General features: G+C 66.2%; 18 protein-coding genes. 11 read left to right on the top strand and 7 right to left on the bottom strand.

Annotation, left to right across the window (positions count from 1 at the left end):
- Positions 1-127 precede the first annotated feature (127 nt).
- On the bottom strand, positions 128-1,153 hold the full coding sequence (locus J4O76_RS08345) for a patatin-like phospholipase family protein (RefSeq protein ID WP_426281283.1): 1,026 nt from the start codon (positions 1,151-1,153) through the stop codon (positions 128-130).
- 122 nt (positions 1,154-1,275) lie between these two features.
- Complete coding sequence (locus J4O76_RS08340) at positions 1,276-2,013, bottom strand: aspartyl/asparaginyl beta-hydroxylase domain-containing protein (protein ID WP_426281840.1); 738 nt, start codon at positions 2,011-2,013, stop codon at positions 1,276-1,278.
- A gap of 285 nt (positions 2,014-2,298) precedes the next feature.
- On the opposite strand from J4O76_RS08340, the gene J4O76_RS08335 reads away from it, so the two are divergent.
- A complete protein-coding gene (locus J4O76_RS08335) occupies positions 2,299-5,211 on the top strand; it encodes a M16 family metallopeptidase (protein WP_426281282.1) in 2,913 nt (970 codons plus the stop codon).
- Between the two features lie 164 nt (positions 5,212-5,375).
- Here J4O76_RS08335 and J4O76_RS08330 read toward each other — a convergent pair whose 3' ends face one another.
- The 3 genes from J4O76_RS08330 to J4O76_RS08320 all read right to left on the bottom strand — a co-directional run bounded on the left by J4O76_RS08330 (position 5,376) and on the right by J4O76_RS08320 (position 10,344).
- Positions 5,376-7,163 carry an AMP-dependent synthetase/ligase gene (locus J4O76_RS08330; protein WP_426281280.1) on the bottom strand — a complete coding sequence of 596 codons (1,788 nt, stop codon included), beginning with the start codon at positions 7,161-7,163 and terminating at the stop codon, positions 5,376-5,378.
- 231 nt (positions 7,164-7,394) lie between these two features.
- On the bottom strand, positions 7,395-9,131 hold the full coding sequence (ggt, locus tag J4O76_RS08325) for a gamma-glutamyltransferase (protein ID WP_426281279.1): 1,737 nt from the start codon (positions 9,129-9,131) through the stop codon (positions 7,395-7,397).
- Between the two features lie 187 nt (positions 9,132-9,318).
- A complete protein-coding gene (locus J4O76_RS08320) occupies positions 9,319-10,344 on the bottom strand; it encodes a quinone-dependent dihydroorotate dehydrogenase (protein ID WP_426281278.1) in 1,026 nt (341 codons plus the stop codon).
- 298 nt (positions 10,345-10,642) lie between these two features.
- Here J4O76_RS08320 and J4O76_RS08315 point away from each other — a divergent pair, with 298 nt between their 5' ends.
- The 9 genes from J4O76_RS08315 to mtnP all read left to right on the top strand — a co-directional run bounded on the left by J4O76_RS08315 (position 10,643) and on the right by mtnP (position 19,595).
- A complete protein-coding gene (locus J4O76_RS08315; RefSeq protein WP_060523825.1) occupies positions 10,643-11,071 on the top strand; it encodes an SUF system Fe-S cluster assembly regulator in 429 nt (142 codons plus the stop codon).
- Between the two features lie 130 nt (positions 11,072-11,201).
- On the top strand, positions 11,202-12,692 hold the full coding sequence (gene sufB, locus J4O76_RS08310; protein ID WP_426281839.1) for a Fe-S cluster assembly protein SufB: 1,491 nt from the start codon (positions 11,202-11,204) through the stop codon (positions 12,690-12,692).
- Between the two features lie 241 nt (positions 12,693-12,933).
- Entirely contained in the window at positions 12,934-13,677 is a 744-nt protein-coding gene (sufC, locus tag J4O76_RS08305; protein WP_056489234.1) for a Fe-S cluster assembly ATPase SufC, read from the top strand.
- Positions 13,674-14,897: a SufB/SufD family protein gene (locus J4O76_RS08300; RefSeq protein ID WP_426281277.1), complete on the top strand. Its 1,224-nt coding sequence runs from the start codon at positions 13,674-13,676 to the stop codon at positions 14,895-14,897. The genes sufC and J4O76_RS08300 overlap by 4 nt, the downstream gene beginning before the upstream one ends.
- Positions 14,894-16,108: a cysteine desulfurase gene (locus tag J4O76_RS08295; RefSeq protein WP_426281275.1), complete on the top strand. Its 1,215-nt coding sequence runs from the start codon at positions 14,894-14,896 to the stop codon at positions 16,106-16,108. The genes J4O76_RS08300 and J4O76_RS08295 overlap by 4 nt, the downstream gene beginning before the upstream one ends.
- On the top strand, positions 16,105-16,566 hold the full coding sequence (locus J4O76_RS08290) for an SUF system Fe-S cluster assembly protein (RefSeq protein WP_056057670.1): 462 nt from the start codon (positions 16,105-16,107) through the stop codon (positions 16,564-16,566). The genes J4O76_RS08295 and J4O76_RS08290 overlap by 4 nt, the downstream gene beginning before the upstream one ends.
- Positions 16,567-16,677: 111 nt before the next feature.
- Positions 16,678-17,031, top strand: a complete 354-nt coding sequence (locus tag J4O76_RS08285; protein ID WP_056057673.1) for a HesB/IscA family protein — start codon at positions 16,678-16,680, stop codon at positions 17,029-17,031.
- A 306-nt stretch (positions 17,032-17,337) separates the two neighbouring features.
- The gene (locus J4O76_RS08280) at positions 17,338-18,729 is read left to right on the top strand and encodes an amino acid permease (protein WP_426281274.1); all 1,392 of its coding nucleotides are present in this window, start codon (positions 17,338-17,340) and stop codon (positions 18,727-18,729) included.
- Complete coding sequence (gene mtnP, locus J4O76_RS08275; protein ID WP_426281273.1) at positions 18,726-19,595, top strand: S-methyl-5'-thioadenosine phosphorylase; 870 nt, start codon at positions 18,726-18,728, stop codon at positions 19,593-19,595. Before J4O76_RS08280 ends, mtnP begins: the two co-directional genes overlap by 4 nt.
- A gap of 576 nt (positions 19,596-20,171) precedes the next feature.
- Here mtnP and acnA read toward each other — a convergent pair.
- Both acnA and J4O76_RS08265 read right to left on the bottom strand, forming a co-directional pair.
- Positions 20,172-22,856: an aconitate hydratase AcnA gene (gene acnA / locus J4O76_RS08270; RefSeq protein ID WP_060526615.1), complete on the bottom strand. Its 2,685-nt coding sequence runs from the start codon at positions 22,854-22,856 to the stop codon at positions 20,172-20,174.
- A gap of 204 nt (positions 22,857-23,060) precedes the next feature.
- On the bottom strand, positions 23,061-23,411 hold the full coding sequence (locus tag J4O76_RS08265) for a hypothetical protein (protein WP_426281272.1): 351 nt from the start codon (positions 23,409-23,411) through the stop codon (positions 23,061-23,063).
- 131 nt (positions 23,412-23,542) lie between these two features.
- On the opposite strand from J4O76_RS08265, the gene J4O76_RS08260 reads away from it, so the two are divergent.
- Positions 23,543-23,743: a hypothetical protein gene (locus J4O76_RS08260; protein ID WP_426281271.1), complete on the top strand. Its 201-nt coding sequence runs from the start codon at positions 23,543-23,545 to the stop codon at positions 23,741-23,743.
- Positions 23,744-23,773 lie beyond the last annotated feature (30 nt).

Below are 23,773 nucleotides of genomic sequence, written 5' to 3'. Positions count from 1 at the left end.
CGGGGGATCAAGCGCGGAACGGGAAACGGTTTCTTTCGGGGGGTGAGGGCATTCCGGCTACCTCATTCGCGCCGGTACTGCGCTTTGGCTGTCCGGCAACGCGAAACGTGCAAATTGCGTCAGGGACTTACGCTGCGAGCGGCAGCGGCGGATCCGACTGCTTGGTCCGTAGCTTGTCGGCCCAGCGGGTGAGCACGGCATCGTTGGCGACGATCCAGTCCTTGGCCAGCGTGGTGAGAGCGGCGAGATACGCGGCACTCGAATTGTCCAGTCCGCCATCACCAGAGGGCAACGCGAAATCGGCGCGGTCATATGCGGCGATGTCCAGCCGCCGGGCCTGATAGGAGATCGTACTGGAACCGGCCTGCATCAGGATCGAGAAGATCGGCACGCCCCGGAACGGGTTCACCCAGCCCAGGAACGACCAGTTCCGCGCGGAGGGATAGGGGCGATCGGACCGGCCCGTACCCAGCGACAGGATCTCGATGTCGCCGAGATGCCAGCCGAGCTTGCGCCCCTCGATGATCGCGGCGATCGTCGGATCATTAGCGAACACGCCGCCATCGACCATCAGCAGATCCGGCTCCAATTTGGTGGGATCGTCGATCGCGGCCGGCTTGAAGAACGTCGGGGCCGCCGATGTCGCGCGCGCGGCGATATGCAGCGGGAAAACTCGCTCGGGGGTGCCGAGCTTCCGGTTATAGTCGGGGCCGCCGGCCATGAACACTGCCTTGCGCGCCAGAAGGTCATACGCCGGAATGACGATATTCGTCAGCGCATCGCGCGTCGTCACGCGCGTGCCGATCCGCGCCGCCAGGATCCGCTCGAGCGGCCGCGCGCTATAGGGCCAGCCCGGTACGCGAAGGGGTACGCCGAAGATGTGCGGGAATATCCGCTTGCTCTCGTTGCGGTAGAGATCAACGAGGTCGCTCGCCGTGCACGCGGCCCGTTTCGGATCCGCCTCGCTGGGTGCGGTGAGGCCGGCGGCGATGATTCCACCGGTCGACGTACCGGCGATCAGATCGAAACAGTCGTGCAGTGGCCGGCCGATCCGGCGCTCCAGCTCGGCGAGGATCAGCGCGGGGATCAGCCCGCGCGTCCCGCCGCCATCGATCGTCAGGATGAATCTCGGTTTCGTACGATCACTGTCCACGGCGCCTTCTCCCACTGCTGGGCCGAGCTTATCAATAGGCGATCACAACGACGTCCGGAGATCGGTCCGGATCGGTGCAACCTCTTACGGGGGCCCTCACGCGGACTCCGACGCGGGATCACTCAGACGTCCATTGCCTTCACCGCGGCGTTCCAGTTGCCGATGTTGCGGACCGCGTCCTGGACGAAGGCGGAGCGGCGGACGACGCCGAGGAACAGGTCGGCGATCCACTTGCCGGGGTTGCGCAGGGGGCGTTCGAACTGGATCAGCAACACGACGCGGGTGCCGGTCGTGTCGTTCCAGACCTCGTGCTGATAGGTGTCGTCGAACACGAGCGTCTCGCCTTCCGCCCAACGGACGGTGCGGTCGTGGACGCGCATGCGGACATCGCCGTCGCGCGGCACGATCAGGCCGAGGTGGCAGGTGATGAGGCCCTTGGTCACGCCGCGATGTTCGGGGATGTGCGTGCCGGGCGCAAGGATCGAGAAGAACGCGCTGTTGAGGCCGGGAATGCGTGCGACGGCGGCGGCCGTGTGCGGACAGCGGGCTAGGCTTTCCTCGATCGGATAGCCGTAGCCATAGAGGAAGAACGAGCGCCATTTGTCGACCTCGGCGATCGAGCGGTGATCGGGCGAGATCGTCGCGAGGCTGGGCGACGCTTCGCCTTGCAGCGCGACGCGGACCGCCTCGTCGCGGATCGCGGCCCAGTTCTCGCGCAGGCCTGCGGTCCAGGCGAAGTCGCGGACGTCGAGCACCGGATCGTTGGCGACCAGGGAGGACGAGGCGATCATGCGGTCGAACACGCCGCGCAGGTGCTTGCCGACGCGGATGATCAACGGGCGGTTGGCTTCGGCGACCATTGGTGCGCCGGGTTTGGGCGCGCCGGATATGACGTTGAGATCGGGCACCCGAACGCCGCGGCGTGCTGCCGGTTCGCCCGAATCCCGCCACAATGAACACTGCCCCAGTTCGTGCCCCAGTTCGGCTTCGACCGTCATCTCTACCCTGCATCCAGGCGCGCGGCGGCGCCGATCCCCTTGTTCGGACACGATATACCGGCAGTGTTGGACGAAATGATGGCACCGCGCGCCCGGTGCGGAGGCAGGGCACTGGCGAGCGACGCCCGCGGCCGCTACAGGTGAACCATGGTGTCCTTTTCGCGCTTTTACCGCGCTCCCGTCCTCATCCCCGTCATCCTCGGCATCGCCATTCCGGCGAGCGGCCAGATGGCGACGCAGCAGGCCGTATCTACCCCTGCAAAGGAAGCGCCGACGCTTCCCGAGCTGCCGGGAATCGATACGACCGCGTGGCTCTACAAGGGCAGCGATCTTACGCGGGATCCCGAGTGGAAGTTCGGCACGTTGCCCAACGGCATGCGCTTTGCGGTGCGCAAGAACGGCGTGCCACCGGGCCAGGTGTCGGTGCGCGTGCGGATCGACGCGGGGTCGCTGAACGAGACGGACAGCGAACGTGGCTTCGCGCATTTCATCGAGCATCTGTCGTTCCGCGGCTCGGAATACGTGCCGGACGGCGAGGCGAAGCGCGTCTGGCAGCGGTTCGGGGCGACTTTCGGCTCGGATACCAACGCGCAGACGACGCCGACCTCGACCACGTTCAAGCTCGATCTTCCGTCGGCGACCGAGGCTGGCCTCGACGAGAGCCTGAAGATCATGTCGGGGATGATGGAAAAGCCGGTCATCACCGACGCGTCGGTCACCGCCGAGCGTCCGGTCGTGCTGGCGGAACAGCGCGAACAGCCGGGGCCGCAGGTGCGGTTCGGCGATGCGATCCGCGCGACGTTCTTCGCCGGACAGCCGCTCGCGGATCGTTCGCCGATCGGCAATATCAAGACGCTGGAGGCCGCCACTGGCGCCACGGTCAAGGCGTTCCACGATCGCTGGTATCGGCCGGAGAACACTGTCGTCATCATTTCGGGCGACATGGATCCGGCGTTGTTCGGGCGCCTCATCGTCAAGAACTTCGCGGACTGGAAGGGCATCGGCCCGGTCGTGCCAGCGCCCGATTTCGGCAAGCCCGATCCGAAGGCGCCGGTCTCCGCGACGATCGCCGAGCCGGCGATTCCGGCGGTGGTGACGCTCGGCGTGGTGCGGCCTTGGGAGTATAAGGACGACACCGCGATCATGAACCAGAAGCGGCTGGTCGACGTGCTGGCGACGCGGCTGATCAGTCGGCGGCTCGAGACGCGGGCACGCGCGGGCGGGAGTTTCCTGCAGGCGGGCGTATCGATCGACGACGTGTCGCGCTCGGCGAACCTGACCAGCGTCAACATCGTGCCGATCGGCACCGACTGGGAATCGGCGTTGAAGGACGTGCGCGCGGTAATCGCCGACGCGCAGACCAACGCGCCGAGCCAGGCCGAAGTCGACCGCGAATATGCCGATTTCGACACGATCATGCGGACCAGCGTCGAGACGGCGAAGGTCGAGGCGGGCTCGAAGCAGGCGGACGACATGGTCGGCGCGCTCGATATCCGCGAGACGGTCGCCGGGCCGGAAACCTCGTACAAGATTCTGCAGGACGCGAAGGCGAAGGGCATGTTCACGCCCGCCACGCTGCTCGCGTCGAGCAAGGCGATCTTCGAGGGAACCGCGACCCGGGCTCTCGTGAATACGCAGAGGCCTGATGCGGGGGCTGCGAACAAATTGGCGACCGCTTTGAAGGCTGACGTATCGGGGCTTGCCGGCAAGCGGCGTGCGCAGGCTGCGGTCGACTTTTCGAAGCTGCCGTCGCTCGGCAAGCCGGGCGTCGTCGCGAGCCGCGAGAAGATTGCCGCGTTCGACATGGAGCAGGTGAACTTCGCCAACGGCACGCGCGTGCTGCTGTTCCCGAACGCGGGCGAGACCGGGCGCGTGTATGTGCGCGTGCGGTTCGGTGGCGGCTATACCGCGATCCCGTCGAACCGGCCTACGCCGGCTTGGGCGGGTGATCTCGCGCTGGTCGCAGGGGGTATCGGCAAGCTCGACCAAGGCGATCTCGACCAGCTGACGGCGGGGCGTCGGATCGGGCTCGATTTCGGGATCGACGACGATGCCTTTACGCTGAGCGCGATCACGTCGCCGGCGGATTATTCGGATCAGCTGCGGCTGATGGCGGCCAAGCTCGCGTTCCCGGCGTGGGATCCGGCGCCGGTCGCCCGTGCCCGTGTTGCGGCGCTGGCAGGGTTTGCGGGGTATGATTCGTCGCCGGACGGTGTGTTGTCGCGTGACCTCGAGGGTCTGCTGCGCGCAGGCGATCCGCGTTGGGGGACGCCGTCGAAGCCGACCGTCGAGGCACTGAATGCGAAGGACTTCCGCGCGTTCTGGGAGCCGATCCTGAAGACCGGGCCGGTCGAGGTCTCGATCTTCGGCGACGTGAAGACCGAGGACGCGATCGCGGCGGTCGCCAAGTCGTTCGGGGCGATGAAGCCGCGGACGGCGGTGTCGACGGTGGGCGCGCCGGTCGGCTTCCCCTCGCATAATGCGACGCCGGTGATGCGTGCGCATACCGGGCCTGAGAACCAGGCGGCGGCGGTGATCGCGTGGCCGACCGGTGGCGGGATCGACAACATCGTCGAGGCGCGGCGTCTCGACGTGCTGGCGCAGGTGTTCAGCGATCGACTGTTCGAGCGACTTCGGCAGGCGGCAGGCGCAAGCTACAGCCCCAACGTGTCGAGTCAGTGGCCGGTGGGCATGACCACCGGCGGCCGGATGGTCGCGATCGGGCAGGTCGCACCGGACAAGGTGTCGTTCTTCTTCCAGATCGCCCGCCAGATCGCATCGGAACTGGTGTCGACGCCGATCGCGGCGGACGAGCTGGACCGGATCAAGAAGCCGATGGGGCAGTATATCCTGCGTGCCTCGACCGGGAACCAGTTCTGGTTGCAGCAGCTGGGCGGGGCGACGTTCGATCCGCGGCGGATCGCGGCGACGCAGCGGATCGCGAGCGATCTGGTGGCGACGACGCCGGTGGAGTTGCAGGCGACGGCGGCGAAGTATCTGCGGCCGGAGAAGGACTGGACGATGGCCGTGGTGCCAGCTGCTGCTTCCGCGAAGAAGTGATCGACTAGTCCCTCTCCCCCACGGGGGAGAGGGAGGGAGGAGCTACTTGGCGACGGAAGGGTGAGGGGCTTTGGCGAAGGCGTTGCGAGCCTCACGCCCCTCACCCTCCCACGCGCAAGGGCGCGTGGGGCCCTCCCTCTCCCCGTGGGGGAGAGGGGTTTTCTTTAAGGCTTATACAGCGCGTCCAACCTCTCGCCGTAGGCCTGTTTCAGGACGTGGCGGCGGATCTTCAGGCTGGGGGTCAGTTGCTCGTTCTCGATCGTAAACGGACCATCCGCGAGCACGAACCGCCGCACCCGCTCCGTGACCGTCAGGTCCTTGTTCACCCGTTCGACCGCATGCCCGATCGCCGTCCGGAACTCGCTGTTCTCCGCCAGCCGCGCGAAGCTGCAGGCGTCGCCATTCCCCGCGCACCATTCCTGCGTCCACTCGGGATCAGGCACGATCAGCGCCACCATGTACGGGCGCTTGTCGCCCGCGATCATCGCCTGCGCGATCTCGGGCTGGAGCGTGAGCATCCCCTCGACCTTCTGCGGGGCGACGTTCTCGCCCTTGTCGTTGATGATGAGGTCCTTCTTGCGGTCGGTGATGCGGATCCGGCCGCGGTCGTCGATCTCGCCGATGTCGCCGGTATGGAGCCAGCCGTCCTTCAGCACCTTCGCGGTCTCGGCGTCGTTGCGCCAATAGCCGTGCATGACGAGTTCGCCGCGGACCAGGATCTCGCCGTCCTCGGCGATCCGGACCTCGGTGTCCTTCAGCGCGGGGCCGACCGAGTCCATGCGGACACCGGCCTTGGGGCGGTTGCACGAGATGACCGGGGCGGCTTCGGTCTGGCCATAGCCTTGCAGGAAGGTGAGCCCGAGCGCTTCGAAGAACAGGCCGACCTCGGGATTGAGCGGGGCGCCGCCGGAGATCATCGCCTTCAGCCGGCCACCGAACTTCTTCGAGATCTTGGGCTTGAACAACGTGGCGACGGCGGCCTGCATCGGCCGATCGATCAGCCGCAGGCGACCGGCGTAGCGCTTGCTGCCGATGTCGAGGGCCTGGCGCAGGAGGTACGCCGAGGCGCCACCCTGTTTCTCGATCGTCTTCGAGATGCGCGTGCGGAGGACTTCGAAGAGGCGGGGGACGACGAACATGATCGTCGGGCGCGTCTCCTCGATGTTGGCGGCGAGCTTTTCCAGGCCCTCGGCGTAGTAGATCTGTCCGCCGAGCGAGATCGGGAAGTGCTGGCCGCCGGTGTGTTCATAGGCGTGGCTTAAGGGCAGGAACGAGAGGAAGACCTCGTCGTCCCAGCCGAAATCCTCCGAGATGACCGACGCACACCCGGCGCAATTGTGCAGGATTGCGCCGTGATGCTGCATCACGCCGCGCGGCGCGCCGCCGGTGCCGCTCGTGTAGATGATGCAGGCGAGGTCTTCGCGTTCGAAGTCGGCGCGGGCGGCGGCGGTTTCGGGGGCGGTCTGGTGCGCGGCGATCAGCGCGTGCCAGTTGTGGAAGTCGATCCCGGCGGGGACCTTCATGTCCTCGAACCCGATCACGGTCTGCGCCTGGTTCGAGCGGATGACCGCGGGGAGCAGCGTCTTCGCGAGTTTCGCGGTCGAGACGATGATCGCGCAGGCGCCGGCGTTTTCGATGATGTGGAGGTGATCGCGCTCGGTGTTGGTGACGTAGGTCGGCACGGTGATGCAGCCGGCTGCCATGATCGCGAGGTCGCTGAGGCACCATTCGGGGCGGTTCTCGGCGACGAGCATGATGCGGTCGCCGCGTTTCAGGCCGATCGCGGTTAGCGCGGTGGCTAGGCTGGCGACTTGACGGGCGGCTTCGGCCCAACTGGTGGCGACCCAGGTGCCGCTTGTCTTGGTCCAGAGGAACGGCGCGTCGCCTTTCTCCGTGGCGCGCGTGAAGAACATCGTGACGAGGTTCGGGAAGCGTTCGAGCTGGCGGGCCATTGTCTCTCCCTGGGCGCTGTGCCGTTGCGCCTTGTACGACGCGATGCTGGGCGTTGGTCGGTTAGTGCGTCATAACCGGCGGGGGCTCAACCCCATCCGCGCCACGAGCAAAGCACCCCCCCGGCGAAGGCCGAGGTCCAGTTGGGAAACGGTGCTAGTTGAGGTTTGCGCGTCGTTACTGCGACCTTTCCAACTGGACCCCGGCCTCCGCCGGGGAGGTGGCGTTTGTCGTTACTCCGGCGCACGCTGGAGTTTGCCGACGCGTTGGATCTGGGTGACGGTACCGTCCTCCGCGATCGCGACACCCTCGCTACGGGGGTCTGCAGCGCCGACCCATTTGCCGCCGACGCGTTCGATCGCGTTTGCCTTCAGGCCGAGTGCAGCCACCTGGACGGTCTCGCCTAGCGCCTGCAACGCGGGGACCATCGCCTCGCGCTCCGTGCCCTTTTCGGCAGCAGCGACGTGGCCGGGGGCGTAGAGCAGCCCGAGCGCGATCGAGTCCTGTGCCGACAGTTTCCAGTCGACCACGCCGATGATCGCCTTCGCGACCTGCGCGATGATCGTCGAGCCGCCGGCTGCGCCGACCGCGAGGCGCACCTTCCCGTCGGGGCCGTAGACGATCGTCGGAGACATCGAGCTGCGCGGGCGCTTGCCACCCTCGACGCGGTTGGCGACGAGCGCGCCGTCCTTGACGGGGACGATGTCGAAGTCGGTGAGCTGGTTGTTGAGGACCGTACCGTCGACGGTGATGCCGGAGCCGAAATAGCCCTCGACGGTGGTGGTCACCTCGACGACGTTGCCGCGGGCGTCGACGGTGGCGATGTCGGTGGTGCCGGGGACTTCGCTGACTGGTGCGCGGGTGCGTGCGGGGGCGCCGGGGGGCGTGCCGGGAGCGACGTTTGCCATCGTCTTCGCCGGCGAGATCAGCGCCGATCGCGCTGCAAGATACTTGGCGTCGAGCATGCCCTGTACCGGTACGCGGACGAAATCGGGATCGCCGACGTACAGATCGCGGTCGGCATAGGCGAGGCGCGAGGATTCGGCGAACAGGTGCCAGGCCTGCGCGCTGTCCTTGCCGAGCTTGGCCATGTCGAAGCGTTCGAGCTGCTTCAGGATCATCAGCACGGTGATGCCGCCGGACGAGGGCGGGCCCATCCCGCAGACGCGATAAACGCGGTATTTGACGCAGACCGGCGGGCGCGACTTGGCGTCGTAGCTGGCGAGATCGCCGAGCGTCATCTTCGACGGATTCCGTGCGGCGGTGTTGACCGCGGTGACAATCTTCTGTGCTTCGGGGCCGACGTAGAAGCTGTCGGGGCCCTGGGTGGCGATGCGCTGGAGGAGGGCGGCTTGCTGGGGGTTCTTGATGACCGCGCCGATCGCGACCGGCGAGCCGTCGGGGGCGGAGAACAGCTTGCGCGTCTCTGGGGTGATGTGGTCGCCATAGGCGGTCATGCCGTTGACGAGGCGGGGGGAGGCCTTGAAGCCGTTGGTCGCGAGCCGGATCGCGGGGGCGAACAGTTGCGACCAGGGGAGCTTGCCCGACGCGCGGTGCGCGAGCGCCATGCCGCGGAGCGCGCCAGGGATGCCGACGCTGCGACCGCCGGGGACCGCGTCGCTGTGGCTGAGCGGCGTGCCGTCGGGCGCGTAGAACCAGCGTGCGTCGGCGGCGGCGGGGGCCTCTTCGCGCGCGTCGATCGTGCTGAGCGCGCCGCCGGCCGCGTGGGAGATCCAGAAGCTGCCGCCGCCGATGCCCGAGCTTTGCGGTTCGACGACGTTAAGGGCTAGCATCGTTGCGATCGCGGCGTCGGTGGCGCTGCCGCCGGCGCGGAGGATCTCGACGCCGGCCGCGGCTGCGCGCGGGTCTGCGGCGCTGACCATGCCCTGGTCTTTCGTTGGGGCGGGTTGGCGCGCCTGTACGGTGGCTGCGGGGACGAGGAGGGCGAGCGCTAGGAGGGAGGTCTTCATCGAGCGCGAGCGTAGCGTGGTTCGAATACTAGGCAACCCGTCTCGCCAGTCGACCTCGCGATCCTCCCCCGCCAGGGGGAGGTGGCGCCGTAGGCGACGGAGGGGGAGGACACGGAACAGAGGTTGCCCTTTTCCGCCCCCTCCGTCTGGCAAGAGCCAGCCACCTCCCCCTGGCGGGGGAGGATCGTTAGGCGTCGACCCCTACTGCGTCGGCGACCGCCGCAAATCCGTCGCGGGTCAGCAGCGCCTCGAGTTCGCGGAGGATACGGGCGGGGAGGCCGGGTCCTTCGTACACCAGCGCGGTGTAGAGCTGGACGAGGCTCGCGCCGGCGCGGAGGCGGGCATAGGCTTCGGCGCCGCTGTCGACGCCGCCGACCGAGATCAGCGGGATCGCAGCGCCGGTTGCCTTGCGGAAGTCCGACAGGCGTTGGCGGGCCAGGGGAGCGAGCGGCGCGCCGGACAGGCCGCCGGTTTCCTTGGCATTGGCTGAGCGCAGGCCGGGGCGGGAGATCGTCGTGTTGTTGACGATCAGCGCGTCGATGCGGTTGTCGAGGGCTGCTCGGGCGATGTCGTCGATGTCGGCGGGGTCGAGGTCGGGGGCGACCTTGAGGAAGATCGGCGTGGTGCCCTTGGCGGCGGTGCAGGCGGCGAGGAGATCGCGCAGGGCGGCACCGTGCTGGAGGTCGCGCAGGCCGGGAGTGTTGGGGGAGCTGATGTTTATGGTGATGTAGCCGGCGTGGGGCGCGGCTCGGGTGACGCCGTGGACGTAGTCGGCGGTGCGGTCGGTGGCGTCCTTGTTCGCGCCGACGTTGATTCCGAGGATGCCATTCCGCCTTGCGCTCTGCGCACGGGGAAGCGCGCCATCGAGGCCGCCGTTGTTGAAGCCGAGGCGGTTGATGACTGCACGATCTTGCGGAAGGCGGAAGATGCGGGGTTTGGGGTTGCCGAGCTGGGCGAGCGGCGTGAGCGTGCCGATCTCGACGCTGCCGAAGCCCAACCCGAAGAAGCCGTCGATCGCGCGGCCGTCCTTGTCGACGCCTGCCGCCAAGCCGACCGGATTGGGGAAGGCGATTCCCGCCACTGTCGTCGCGAGCCGGGGTACGCTGGGCGCGAGCGGCGCGCCGGTCTTCCCCCACGCGGCGAGCGCGGCGATGGTCAGCGTATGCGCGCGCTCGGCGTCGAGGCGGAACAGGATCGGGTGGTAGAAGGCCATGCGCGTCGTCCTTGCTCCTTCCACCTGTCGGGAAGGGTCATTCTTGCTCCCCTCCCTGGAAGGGAGCGGCTGGGGGTGGGTTGGTCCGTTGGCTGGTGCTCTCTGACGTCAGCAGCCGACCCACCCCCGACCCCTCCCTTCCAGGGAGGGGGGAAGTCAAGCTTTCGGGTCGTGTGCGATGCGGAAAACGCGGCTCCAGTTGCGAGTCGTTAGCACGGCTCGGCGGGTTGACGATGCACTGCACAAAGCCCATTTGACCAATCGGATCGTATCGGTCCGATTGGACTTCGAAGCTACCATGCGTCTTTCCAGCCTTGCCGACTATGCGGTCGTGATGATGAGTGCCGCGGCGCGTCATTGTGGCGGTATCGCGCGGCTGAACGCGACGCTGCTCGCGGAGGAAACCGGCGTGCCGCTGCCGACCGTGCAGAAGCTGGTGAGCCGGCTGTCCGCGGCCGGGTTGATCGAGAGCACGCGCGGCACTGGCGGTGGCTTTCGCCTGTCGCGACCACCCGCGATGATCTCACTCGCCGACATCATCGAGGCGGTCGAGGGACCGATCGCGCTGACCTCGTGCGTCGATGGCGCATCGCAGGATTGCTGTGTCGAGCAGACGTGCAAGGTGAAGCCGCACTGGAACGCCGTCAACGGCGCGGTCCGCGGTGCGCTCGCCGGCGTGTCGCTTGCCAGCCTCTCGCAAGCCCCCCTTTCGCAGGTGCCCGCATGAAAAACACATCGCGCGCAGCGCTTCACCTTTTCCTCCGCGGCTCTGCCGCTCCGCGTGAATCAGGTTTGTTCACGCGGAGCCGCGGAGCCGTGGAGATTTTAGAGAGCCGCTTTGCGGCCGAGGACAGATGATGGCTACCCGGAACGCAGAGGCATACGCCGCCGCGAACAAGACGTACGAGTGGGGCTTCTCCTCGGACATCGAACAGGAATTCGCGCCCAAGGGCCTGTCGGAAGACACCGTGCGCTTCATTTCCGCCAAGAAGGGCGAGCCGCAGTGGATGCTCGACTGGCGGCTGAAGGCGTTCGCACTGTGGCAGACGATGGAGGCGCCCGACTGGTCGAAGCTCAACGTGCCGCCGATCGATTACCAGGACGCGTATTATTACGCGGAGCCCAAGGCGAAGCCGAAGCTCGGGTCGCTCGACGAGGTCGATCCGGAGATACTGCGCGTCTACGAAAAGCTCGGCATTCCGATCGGCGAGCAGAAGGTGCTGGCGGGCGTGGTCGAGGATCCGTTGAACGAGGACGGCACGCCCAAGCGTCGCGTCGCGGTCGATGCGGTGTTCGACAGCGTCTCGGTCGCGACCACGTTCCGCAAGGAGCTCGAGGCTGCCGGCGTGATCTTCCGTTCGATCTCCGAGGCGATCAAGGAATATCCCGAGCTCGTCCGCAAGTGGCTCGGCAAGGTCGTGCCGCAGCGCGATAACTATTTCGCGACGCTGAACTCGGCGGTCTTCTCCGACGGCACGTTCGTCTACATCCCCGAGGGCGTCCGCTGCCCGATGGAGCTGTCGACGTATTTCCGCATCAACGCCGAGAATACCGGGCAGTTCGAGCGCACGCTGATCGTCGCCGACAAGGGGTCGTACGTCTCGTATCTCGAAGGCTGCACCGCGCCGATGCGCGACGAGAACCAGTTGCATGCCGCCGTGGTCGAACTGGTCGTGCTCGACGATGCCGAGATCAAATATTCGACCGTGCAGAACTGGTATCCGGGTGACGAGAACGGCGTCGGCGGGATCTACAACTTCGTCACCAAGCGCGCGTTGTGCCAGGGGAAGAACTCGAAGGTCAGCTGGACTCAGGTCGAGACCGGCAGTGCGATCACGTGGAAATACCCGTCGTGCGTGCTGCTCGGCGATGGCTCGGTCGGCGAGTTCTATTCGGTCGCGGTGACGAACAATCGCCAGCAGGCCGATACCGGCACGAAGATGATCCACCTCGGCAAGAACACGCGATCCACGATCGTGTCGAAGGGGATTTCGGCCGGGCGTTCGGACAACACGTATCGCGGGCTGGTGCGCGTCGCGCCGACCGCGGAAGGCGTGCGCAACTTCACGCAGTGCGACAGCCTGCTGCTCGGCGACCAGTGCGGCGCGCATACCGTGCCGTACATCGAGGTCCGCAACCCGTCCGCGCAGATCGAGCATGAGGCGACGACGTCGAAGATCTCCGAGGACCAGCTGTTCTACGCGATGTCGCGCGGGCTGGACCAGGAGGCGGCGGTCGCGCTGATCGTGAATGGCTTCGCGCGGGAGGTGTTGCAGCAGCTGCCGATGGAGTTTGCGGTCGAAGCGCAGAAGCTGCTGGGGATCAGCCTTGAGGGGTCGGTGGGGTGAACGCGTTCTTTTTCCTCTTTGGTATTCTTACAGGGGGAAGCGCTTTGTACCTATATCAGACGACCCTAGAAGAAATGCGTACCGGCGAAGCTATCGAAGGCTTCTTTCCTAGGGTTCAGTTTTCCCGCGAGAGAAACCCTAGAGCATTCAAGATACGCTTGGTTACGAGTTGGTTGGGCATTGCAGTGCTTTTGGTCATGTCGGTAACGTCGTTGATTGCATTTGTTGTGAGTTTTATTTGATGCTGAAAATTGAAAACCTCCATGCCGAGATCGACGGCAAGGAAATCCTCAAGGGCCTGTCGCTCGAAGTGAACGCGGGCGAGGTGCACGCGATCATGGGGCCCAACGGGGCGGGCAAGTCGACGCTGGGCTATGTGCTCGGCGGGCGGCCCGGCTATGAGGTCACGGCGGGCTCGGTGACGTTCGACGGTGTCGACCTGCTCGAGCTGGAGGCGCACGAGCGCGCCGCGGCAGGCGTGTTCCTTGGCTTCCAGTATCCGGTCGAGATTCCCGGCGTGTCGAACGTCCAGTTCCTCCGTGAGGCCCTCAACGCCCAGCGCGCGACGCGGGACGAGAAGCCGCTGTCCGGCGGCGAGTTCCTCAAGCTCGCGCGCGGGCAGGCGGATCTGCTTGGCATGGACTACGACATGCTCAAGCGGCCGGTGAACGTCGGCTTTTCGGGCGGCGAGAAGAAGCGCAACGAGATGGTCCAGATGGGAATCGTCAACCCGAAGTTCGCGATCCTCGACGAGACCGATTCGGGGCTCGACATCGATGCGCTGCGCGTCGTCGGCGACGGCATCAACCGCATCATGCGCGCGCCCGACAAGGCGGTGCTGCTGATCACGCACTACCAGCGGCTGCTCGATTACGTGGAGCCGGACTTCGTGCACGTGCTGGCGGACGGCAAGATCGTCCGCTCGGGCGGGAAGGATCTTGCCAAGCAGCTCGAGAGCGAAGGCTATGTGGGGATTGCCGCGTGAGTAGCCTGTCGCAAATCCTCCCCGGTACGGGGAGGGGGACCAGCGAAGCTGGTGGAGGGGGTTCTCCGCTTGGCGTAGCGTCTGGGGAAGCCCCCCTCCACCCCGCCGCTACGCGTCGCGGTCCCCCTCCCCGTGCCGGGGAGGATTTCAGGATCGAACTCCCTTCGACGCGCGAGGAGTCTTGGCGCTGGGGTGATCCGGCGGCGATCGCGGCGGCGGCCGAGCTGCCGCGCGGCGTTGCGGTGGATGCTGACGAGTGGTTTCTCGACTTGCCGGGTGCGCGGGCGGTGTTCGTCGATGGTGTGCTCGACGAGGGGCGCAGCGATCTGCGGCACGTCACGATCGTACCGATCGACGGCGGATCGCACGCGCTTGGGCGTCGGACGACGGGCCTGGGCTGGTCCTTGCGCGTCGACGCGGATGCGACGGCCGAACTGATCCAGATCGTCCACATCGCGACGGGCGGCGACAATCAGCTGCCGGCGGAGATCGTTCTCGTCGCCGGCGCGAGCGCGTCGGTGGTCGAAACCTATGTCGGGGCTGGCTGGTCGAACCGGTCGACGCGGATAATGCTTGGCAAGGGGGCCAAGCTGACGCGCGCGGTGCGGTTGCTTCAGGCCGGTGGCTTCGTGTCGTTGCGCGACGAGGTCGAGGTCGGTGCCGAAGCGAGCCTGATCGTCACTGTGTTGGGCGCGGGCGATGCCGGGACGCGGATAGATGGTGCGATCACGGTGACGGGTGACGATGCGTTTGCCGAATATGGCGGCGCGCTGCTGACGCGGAATGATCAGCGACAGGAGTGCGCGGTGTCGGTGCGGCATGCCGCGCTGAACGGGCAGAGTAAGCAGATCTGGCGTGCGGTCGCTGCGGACAAGTCGACCGCGAGCCTTGCGGCGCGGGTTGAGGTCGCGCGCGATGCGCAGAAGACTGACGGCGTGCAGTCGTTGCGCGGGTTGCTGTTGCAGCGCACCGCGACGGTGAATTTGAAGCCCGAGCTGGAGATCTTCGCGGACGACGTGAAGTGCGCGCACGGCGCGACGGTCGGCGAACTCGACCAGCGCGCGCTGTTCTACATGCAGAGCCGCGGCATCCCGCATGCCAAGGCGCAGGCGCTGCTCACGCGGGCGTTTGTCGGCGATGCGTTCGTCCAGATCGCGGACGAGACGGTGCGCGAGGCTTTCGTGGCGGACGCCGATGCGTGGCTGGAGCGGGCGTTGTGAGTGTGATCGCCGACGTTCGTCCCCTGGATCGCCTGTCGGATTTCCCGGCGATCCCCGAGGGCTGGGCGTATCTCGATACCGCCGCCACCGCGCAAAAGCCGCAGGTCGTGGTCGACGCTATTACGCGTGCGTATGGCGAGACCTACGCCACCGTGCACCGCGGCGTGTACCAGCGGTCCGCTGACATGACCGTAGCCTACGAGGCCGCACGGAAGGCCGTCGCGCGGTTCATCGGGGCGGGTTCGCCTGATGAGATCGTGTTCGTGCGTGGTGCTACCGAGGCGATCAATCTGGTTGCGCAGTGCTGGGCTGGGACGCAGTTGAAGGCGGGCGACCGCATCCTGCTCTCCATGCTCGAACATCACTCGAACATCGTGCCGTGGCAGATGATGGCTGAACGCCTCGGCGTCGCGATCGATGTGCTGCCGTTGACCCACAACCACCGCATTGATCTCGACGCCATGGAGCGGATGATCACGCCGGCGCACAAACTGGTCGCGCTCGGACATGTCTCGAACGTGCTCGGCTCGGTGCTCGACGCCAAGCGCGCCACCGAGATCGCGCATTCGGTTGGTGCGAAGATCCTGCTCGACGGGTGCCAGTCGGTGCCGCGGATCACGGTCGACGTGAAGGCGATCGGCTGTGATTTCTACGTGTTCTCGGGGCACAAGCTGTACGGTCCGACCGGGATCGGCGTGCTCTGGGCCAAGCCGGAATTGCTCGACGCGATGCCGCCGTACCAGGGCGGCGGATCGATGATCGACAAGGTGTCGTTCGCCAAGACCACCTACGCGCCGCCGCCGGGACGGTTCGAGGCGGGGACGCCACATATAGTCGGGGCGCTCGGGCTGCATGCGGCGATCGACTATGTCGAGAGCATCGGGCTCGACGCGATCCACGCGCATGAGAGCGCGCTGGTGACGGCGACGCGCGAGGCGCTGTCGGGGATCAATTCGGTGCGCCTGTACGGCCCGGCGGACTCGGCGGGGATCGTAAGCTTCACGATCGAGGGGGTTCATCCGCACGACATCGGCACCATATTGGACGAGGAGCGCGTCGCGATCCGTGCCGGTCATCATTGCGCGCAGCCGTTGATGGAGGCGCTGGGCGTCGAGGCGACGGCACGCGCGAGCTTCGGCGTGTATAACGGGCCGGCGGACGTCGAGGCGCTGGTGCGCGGTATCGAGCGAGTAACGAGGATCTTCAAATGAGCGATCGGTTCGAGATCGAGGAAGTGGATGCCGTCGCATCGCCGCCCAAGGCGCGCGTCGTGATGGAGACGGACTCCGACGCGGAGCGGAAGCGCGATTATCTCGCGGGCTTCCTGGCGCAGAAGCCGCAGGTGGACTCGCCCGGCGAGCCCGGTGGCGCAGTGTACGATGCGATCATCGATGCGCTGAAGGAGATCTACGATCCCGAAATCCCGGTGAACATCTATGACCTGGGGCTGATCTACGGCGTCGAGGTGACCGAGGACGGGCATGCGGTGGTGGCGATGACGCTGACGACGCCGAACTGCCCGGTCGCGGAGTCGATGCCCGCGGAAGTCGAGATGCGCGTCGGGTCGGTGCCGGGGGTCGGGTTTGCGGAAGTGAATTTGGTCTGGGATCCGCCTTGGGATCCGCAGAAGATGTCGGATGAGGCGAAGCTCGAGCTGGGCATGCTGTAACAATTCCCCTCCCGCTTGCGGGAGGGGTTAAGGGAGGGGAGAGCGGAACGCTGCTGTTCAAGCCCTCCCCCGACCCCTCCCGCAGGCGGGAGGGAGCAGAAGGAATTGGTGATGGCGACGACATTGCGAGCACGGCCGGCGGCGCTGAACCTCACGGCGACGGCGCATGCGCGCATCGCGGATTTGATGGCGCGGGCTCCGGAGGATGCGATCGGGGTGAAGCTGTCGACGCCGAAGCGTGGGTGTTCGGGCCTGGCCTATTCGGTGGATTACGTCACCGAGGCCAAGCCTTTCGACGAGCGGATCGATACGCCGGGTGGGACCTTGTTCGTCGATGGCGGGTCGATTTTGTACCTGATTGGGTCGACGATGGACTGGGTTGAAGACGACTTCACCGCCGGGTTCGTGTTCCAGAACCCGAATGCCAAGGGCGCGTGCGGGTGCGGGGAAAGCTTCACGGTCTGAGAGTTGCCGTAAGTTAGCGTGTTTCCCCGCGAAGGCGGGGACCCAGACTGGGCTCCCGCCTTCGCGAGAGAACAAGGACGAGCGGACTGCCGTTCGATTTCGGCCCCTCTCCTACCACCCCGGCGAAGGCCGAGGCCCAGTTGGGAGACGCTGCTGACATAGCGCTGTGCATCGCCACGATGACCTTGCCAACTGGACCCCGGCCTCCGCCGGGGAGGATCTTGTCGCTCAGGTAAGTGGTTGGCCGCTGGCCTTGCCCCCCGGTTACGTCCTGTGCCACTCCCCACAGAACAAGAGGGGATATCCGTGGCCAGTCTGTTTCGCCGAAAAATCGTCACCGAGCAGCCGCCCGAGCATCAGCTAGCGCGGACGCTGTCGTGGCCCCACCTCGTGGCGATGGGCGTCGGCGGGATCGTCGGCACCGGTATCCTCACGCTGATCGGCGTCGGCGCAGGGCTCGCTGGTCCCGCGGTCATCCTGTCCTTCATCATTGCCGGTGGGATCTGTGCCTGCGCGGCGCTCGCCTATGCCGAGATGGCGACGATGATCCCGGCGTCGGGCAGCGCGTATACCTACAGCTATGTCGTGCTCGGCGAGCTGATCGCCTGGGTGATCGGCTGGTCGCTGATCCTCGAATATTCGCTCGTCGTGTCGACCGTCGCGGTCGGCTGGTCCGGCTATGCGGCGCCGTTGCTGCGCGGGGCGTTCGGGTTTCCGGAGGCGCTGACGCTCAGCCCCGAGCTCGGCGGCATCCTCAACGTGCCGGCGATCTTCATCATCGCGGTCGTGGCGGGCGTTCTGTCTTTTGGAACGCGTGAGAGCGCAACGCTGAACGCGGTACTGGTCGGCGTGAAGATGATCGCGCTGACCGTGTTCGTGTTCATCGCGCTGCATTACTTCGACAGCGCCAACCTCCACCCGTTCATGCCCTACGGCTTCCCCAAGGCCGTGCAGCCCGACGGGGCCGAACGCGGCGTCATGGCGGCGGCGGCGATCATATTCTTTGCGTTCTACGGCTTCGACGCGATCTCCACCGCGGCGGAGGAGACCAAGAACCCGGGCCGCGATCTCGCGATCGGGATCGTCGGGTCGATGGTCGCGTGCATCGCGATCTACATTCTGGTCGCAGTCGCGGCCGTCGGTGCGCTGTCCTACACGCGGTTCGCCGGCAGCGCTGAGCCGCTCGCGCTGATTCTGCGCGAGATTGGCCGACCCGGGTTCGCGACCTTCCTCGGCGCCTCCGCCGTGATCGCCTTGCCGACGGTGCTGCTCGCGTTCCTGTTCGGCCAGAGCCGGATCTTCTTCACGATGGCGCGCGACGGGTTGCTCCCGCTAAGCCTCGCCAAGGTGTCGCGGCGCGGCGCCCCGGTCCGCATCACGTGGATCACCGCGGCGATCGTTGCGGTCATTGCAGGGCTGTTGCCGCTCGCCGAGATCGCGGCGCTCGCCAACGCGGGCACGCTCGCCGCGTTCGTCGCGGTCTGTGCGTGCATGCTGGTGATGCGTCGCCGTGCGCCCGATGCAGTGCGGACCTTCCGAGCGCCTGCCGCGACGCTGGTTGGAACGATCGGTATCCTTGGGTGCCTGTATCTGTTCTTCAGCCTGCCTTCGAAGACGCAGCTGTATTTCGGGCTTTGGAACCTGCTCGGGCTGGTGATCTACTTCGTCTATGCGCGGCCGAGAGCGCTCGCCGAATGACGGGCTGGACGATCGGGATCATCGGCGGCTCGGGGCTGTATGCGGTCGACGGAATTGAGGACGGGCGCTGGCAGACGGTCGAGACGCCTTGGGGCGAGCCGTCCGATGCGATCTATACCGGGCGCGTCGGGCATGTCGGGGTGGCGTTCCTGCCGCGACATGGTCGGGGGCATCGGATCTCGCCGTCGGAGCTGAACGCGCGGGCGAACATCGATGCGTTGAAGCGGCTTGGCGTGACCGACGTGCTGGCGGTGTCCTCGGTCGGGTCGTTGGTCGAGCAGCGGCCGCCGGGGAGTTTCACCGTGGTCGACCAGTTCATCGATCGCACCAAGGGGCGGCCGTCGAGCTTCTTCGGCTCGGGCCTCGTCGCGCATGTTTCGATGGCGGACCCGGTCTGCCCGCGCTTGTCGCGCTATGCCGCCGACGCTGCGCGGGAGGCGGGCGCGCAGGTCGACGACGTGGGCACCTATCTCGCGATGGAAGGCCCGCAATTTTCGTCGCGGGCGGAAAGCCGGCTTTACCGCCAATGGAGGTGCGATGTGATCGGGATGACCGCGATGCCCGAGGCGAAGCTCGCGCGGGAGGCGGAGCTTCCGTATGCGCTGGTCGGGATGGTCACGGATTACGATTGCTGGCGCGAGGACGAGGCGGGCGTCGATGTGACGCAAGTGGTGGCGCAGCTTGGTGCGAATGCGGCGAAGGCTCGGGCGATGGTGATGGCGTTGCTGCGCGTGTTGCCGGTGGAGCGGGCGGCATCGCCGATTGATATTTGTCTGGATAGCGCGATCATTACGGCGCGGGAGGCTCGCGATCCGGTGCTGGTGGCGAAGCTGGATGCCGTGGCGGGGCGGGCGCTCGGATTTTGATCTCGATCCTCCCCCGCCGGGGGGCGCCGAAGGTGACGGAGGGGGGGACATGCATCAGGCGTTATCGTTTCCTCCCCCTCCGTCAGGCTAACGCCTGCCACCTCCCCCTGGCGGGGGAGGATTGCGATAGGGCGTGTACCTTCGAATTCCGTCAGGTGAAAAGTTCGTCATTCGCCACGTTCGACATATCCCTGCAACATATCGAGGCGAAGGGGAGTGCGTCGCCGCTCCCTCTCCCCCTGTGGACGGCGATTTGACCGGGTCTCCCCTGTCCCGGTCTTCTCCCTGAACTACGGGGCGATCCTTGCGATCGCCCCGCCTTTTTTCGTTTCGGAGCGCGCTGGGGCGCGGCGCGAGACGCGCGGCAATAGCCTGACATTTTGGAACTCTATCGATCCTCCCCCGCCAGGGGGAGGTGGCAGGCACTTGCCTGTCGGAGGGGGAGGTAAGGGAAACCTGTGTTCCGTGTCCTCCCCCTCCGTCGCCTACGGCGCCACCTCCCCCTTGCGGGGGAGGATCGATGCGTTGAGGCTTTAAGCATCCCCCCGGATAGCTCCGAGGGGGACGGGTTAGGCTTTACGCGGCCAGTTTGCGCAGGACGTAGTGGAGGATGCCGCCGTTGAGGAAGTATTCCAGCTCGTTGACGGTATCGATCCGGCACTTGGTCTGGAACGTCTCGCTGGTGCCGTCGGCGCGGGTCATCTTGACCGTGACGTCCTGACGAGGGCGGATGCTCGCCACGTCGAGGATCGTGAACGTCTCCGAACCGTCGAGGCCGAGCGTCTTGCGATCGGTGCCTTCGGCGAACTGCAACGGCAGCACGCCCATGCCGACCAGGTTCGAGCGATGGATGCGCTCGAAGCTCTCGGTGATCACGGCGCGGACGCCGAGCAGGTTGGTGCCCTTCGCTGCCCAGTCGCGCGACGAGCCGGTGCCGTATTCCTTGCCGGCGACGATCACCAGCGGGGTGCCATCCTGCTTGAAGCGCATCGCGGCGTCGTAAATCGCCATGACTTCGCCGTCGTACTTCGACATGCCGCCTTCGATGCCGGGGACCATCTCGTTCTTGATGCGGATGTTGGCGAAAGTGCCGCGCATCATCACGTCATGGTTGCCGCGGCGTGCGCCATAGCTGTTGAAGTCCGCCTTGCTGACCTGATGCTCCTGTAGGAAACGACCAGCGGGGCTGTCGGCCTTGATCGAGCCGGCCGGCGAGATGTGATCGGTGGTGATCGAATCGCCGAGGATCGCAAGCGGCTTGGCGTCGATGATGTCCTGCACCGGCGACGGCGTCATGCTGAGGCCCTCGAAGTACGGCGGGTTGGCGACATAGGTCGACCCTGCGCGCCATGCGTAGGTGTCCGAGCCCGTGACGTCGATCTCGCGCCACTTGGCGTCGCCCGCATAGACGTCGCCGTAGCGCGCACCGAACATGCCGGCGTCGATGTTGGCGTCCATCGTCGTGCGGACTTCCTCGTTGGTCGGCCAGATGTCGCGCAGATACACGTCCTGGCCGTCCGACCCCTGACCCAGCGGCGTCTCGATCATGTCGGTCGTGACGGTGCCCTTGATCGCATAGGCGACGACGAGCGGCGGCGAGGCGAGGAAGTTGGCGCGGACGTCGGGCGAGACGCGGCCCTCGAAGTTGCGGTTGCCCGAGAGTACCGACGCGGCGACGAGGTCGTTCTCGTTGATCGCGGCCGAGATCGCAGGGGCCAGCGGGCCCGAGTTGCCGATGCAGGTCGTGCAGCCATAACCGACGAGGTTGAAGCCGAGCGCGTTCAGGTCCGCGGTGAGGCCAGCCTTGTCGAGATAGTCGGTGACGACCTGCGAACCGGGGGCGAGCGAGGTCTTCACCCAAGGCTTCGACTTGAGGCCGAGCGCGTTCGCCTTACGGGCCACCAGACCGGCGGCGACCAGCACCGACGGGTTCGAGGTGTTGGTGCAGCTGGTGATCGCGGCGATCACGACGTCGCCGTCGCCGATGTCATGCTCGCGACCTTCGACCGCAACGCGCGCGGGCTGCTCCTTGTGGTACAGCTTGTGGAGGTCGCTGTTGAACACCTCGTCGACCTTGTTGAGGCTGACGCGGTCCTGCGGTCGCTTGGGGCCGGCGAGCGAGGCGACGACGGTGCCCATGTCAAGTTCGAGCGTGTCGGTGAACACCGGATCCTCGGCGTTCTCGTCACGCCAGAAGCCGTTCGCCTTGGCATAAGCCTCGACCAGCTCGACGTTCTCATCGGACCGTGCCGTGAGACGCATGTAATCGAGCGTCTTGTCGTCGATCGGGAAGAAGCCGCAGGTCGCGCCATACTCAGGCGCCATGTTGGCGATCGTCGCGCGATCGGCGAGCGTCATCGACGACAGACCGGGGCCGAAGAACTCGACGAAGCGGCCGACCACGCCCTTGGCGCGCAGCATCTGCGTGACGGTGAGCACGAGATCGGTGGCGGTGATGCCTTCGTTCAGCTTGCCGAGCAGCTTGAAGCCGACGACTTCGGGGATCAGCATCGAGACGGGCTGACCAAGCATCGCGGCCTCGGCCTCGATCCCGCCGACGCCCCAGCCGAGCACGCCCAGGCCGTTGATCATCGTCGTGTGGCTGTCGGTACCGACCAGCGTATCCGGATATGCGATCATCGTGCCGTCGCCGTGGTCACCCGAGCTGGCCGACGACCAGACGGCCTGGCCGATATATTCGAGATTCACCTGGTGGCAGATGCCGGTGCCGGGGGGGACGACCTGGAAGTTGTCGAGCGCCTTGCTGCCCCACTTGAGGAACTCGTAGCGCTCGATGTTGCGCTCGTACTCCAGGTCGACGTTGTCGTGGAACGCCTGCGGCGTGCCGAACTCGTCGACCATCACCGAGTGATCGATGACGAGGTGGACGGGGACCTGCGGGTTGATCTTCTCGGGATTGCCGCCGAGCTTGGTCATCGCGTCGCGCATCGCGGCGAGGTCGACCACGCAGGGCACGCCGGTGAAGTCCTGCATCAGCACGCGCGCCGGGCGATACTGGATCTCGCGGTCGCTGCGACGCTCCTTCTGCCAGTCGACGATCGCCTGGATATCTTCGCGCGTGACCGTCACGCCGTCCTCGAAGCGGAGCAGGTTCTCGAGCAGCACCTTCATCGAGAACGGCAGGCGGCTGATGTCGCCGAGCTGCTCGGACGCCTTGGCGAGGCTGTAATAGTCGTACGACTTGCCGCCGGTGGAGAGGCTGGTGCGGGTCTTGAGGGTATCCTGGCCAATGGCAGTCATAGGGGTCCTTCCCGTGGGCGTCGGGCCGCCGGGCGCCGAGGGGAAAGCAGCCGTATAGGCCACGCGGGCGCGTCGGGGACCGAGCGAAAAATGCTGTTACCGGGAGGGCCTTAGCAAGGGGGAGCGCATCGGGGAAGGGCGCGGGAGTGCCGTGGGCCGGTTATTCCGCCTTCGCGTTGCCGAGTGAACGAATGCGCTGGCGCGTCAGGCGGGACCATCGCTTTCGTGGACGCCGGCCGCGCGTCGCAGGAACAGGTTCATGCGATCGACCGCGGAACGGGTGAGCGTTATCGTACCGCCGTCCGAATAGGGCTCGATCTGCGCATCCGCGACGAGATGGGCGAGCCAGCGCTGGCCCACCGCTGGCGGCGTGTTCGTGAGCTCCATCAGGTCGGGTGCGGTAATGGCTTCATCGCTGGCTTCCGCGACGAACAGACGCAACAACATGTTCCACGCGTGTTCGTCGAAGATCTCGCTGGGGAAAATGTCCCCGCGCATGTCGCGTACCGTGAGGAGGTTTTCCGCAGTGCGGGCCGAGTCGGTGTCGATTGCCATACGCTAACATGACAGATCGCGGTTGCGACGCGCTAGCAAAAATCATGTCATTCTAGAGACTAACTCAGGTTGGTAACGGCGAGGATAACCTCTCACATTGCGCGGCGTCGCATCATACCCGAACACAGGGCATGGGCGACAATACCGACGACACCCAGATTCTCCGTGACGCAATCGAAAACGCGTTAACGATCGCCGACGGTCAGCAGAGATACCTGATGGCAGCGTTGCTCGCGCATTGTCTCGACGAACTGGCGGACTCCTCCGGCGAGCGCCTGACAATACCCGATCCTGCGCCAACCGAGGTAGCAGTAACGCTCGCGGTGCAGTGAAACATCGAATGGCCCACAACGGCCTCGCGG

Source organism: Sphingomonas sp. NFX23 (genome assembly GCF_049887795.1).
Taxonomy (GTDB): Bacteria; Pseudomonadota; Alphaproteobacteria; order Sphingomonadales; family Sphingomonadaceae; genus Sphingomonas.
Note: the sequence above shows the minus strand (reverse complement) of the source record. Positions and strands in the feature narration are given on the sequence as shown.

What these genes read in the sequence shown, in the direction of transcription:
- sufC (WP_056489234.1), top strand. Translation starts at nt 12,934, where the DNA reads ATGCTGAAAATTGAAAACCTCCATGCCGAGATCGACGGCAAGGAAATC.
- J4O76_RS08285 (WP_056057673.1), top strand. Translation starts at nt 16,678, where the DNA reads ATGGCGACGACATTGCGAGCACGGCCGGCGGCGCTGAACCTCACGGCG.
- acnA (WP_060526615.1), bottom strand. Translation starts at nt 22,856, where the DNA reads ATGACTGCCATTGGCCAGGATACCCTCAAGACCCGCACCAGCCTCTCC.
- sufB (WP_426281839.1), top strand. Translation starts at nt 11,202, where the DNA reads ATGGCTACCCGGAACGCAGAGGCATACGCCGCCGCGAACAAGACGTAC.
- J4O76_RS08335 (WP_426281282.1), top strand. Translation starts at nt 2,299, where the DNA reads ATGGTGTCCTTTTCGCGCTTTTACCGCGCTCCCGTCCTCATCCCCGTC.
- J4O76_RS08315 (WP_060523825.1), top strand. Translation starts at nt 10,643, where the DNA reads ATGCGTCTTTCCAGCCTTGCCGACTATGCGGTCGTGATGATGAGTGCC.
- J4O76_RS08260 (WP_426281271.1), top strand. Translation starts at nt 23,543, where the DNA reads ATGGGCGACAATACCGACGACACCCAGATTCTCCGTGACGCAATCGAA.
- mtnP (WP_426281273.1), top strand. Translation starts at nt 18,726, where the DNA reads ATGACGGGCTGGACGATCGGGATCATCGGCGGCTCGGGGCTGTATGCG.
- J4O76_RS08320 (WP_426281278.1), bottom strand. Translation starts at nt 10,344, where the DNA reads ATGGCCTTCTACCACCCGATCCTGTTCCGCCTCGACGCCGAGCGCGCG.
- J4O76_RS08290 (WP_056057670.1), top strand. Translation starts at nt 16,105, where the DNA reads ATGAGCGATCGGTTCGAGATCGAGGAAGTGGATGCCGTCGCATCGCCG.
- ggt (WP_426281279.1), bottom strand. Translation starts at nt 9,131, where the DNA reads ATGAAGACCTCCCTCCTAGCGCTCGCCCTCCTCGTCCCCGCAGCCACC.
- J4O76_RS08330 (WP_426281280.1), bottom strand. Translation starts at nt 7,163, where the DNA reads ATGGCCCGCCAGCTCGAACGCTTCCCGAACCTCGTCACGATGTTCTTC.
- J4O76_RS08340 (WP_426281840.1), bottom strand. Translation starts at nt 2,013, where the DNA reads ATGGTCGCCGAAGCCAACCGCCCGTTGATCATCCGCGTCGGCAAGCAC.
- J4O76_RS08265 (WP_426281272.1), bottom strand. Translation starts at nt 23,411, where the DNA reads ATGGCAATCGACACCGACTCGGCCCGCACTGCGGAAAACCTCCTCACG.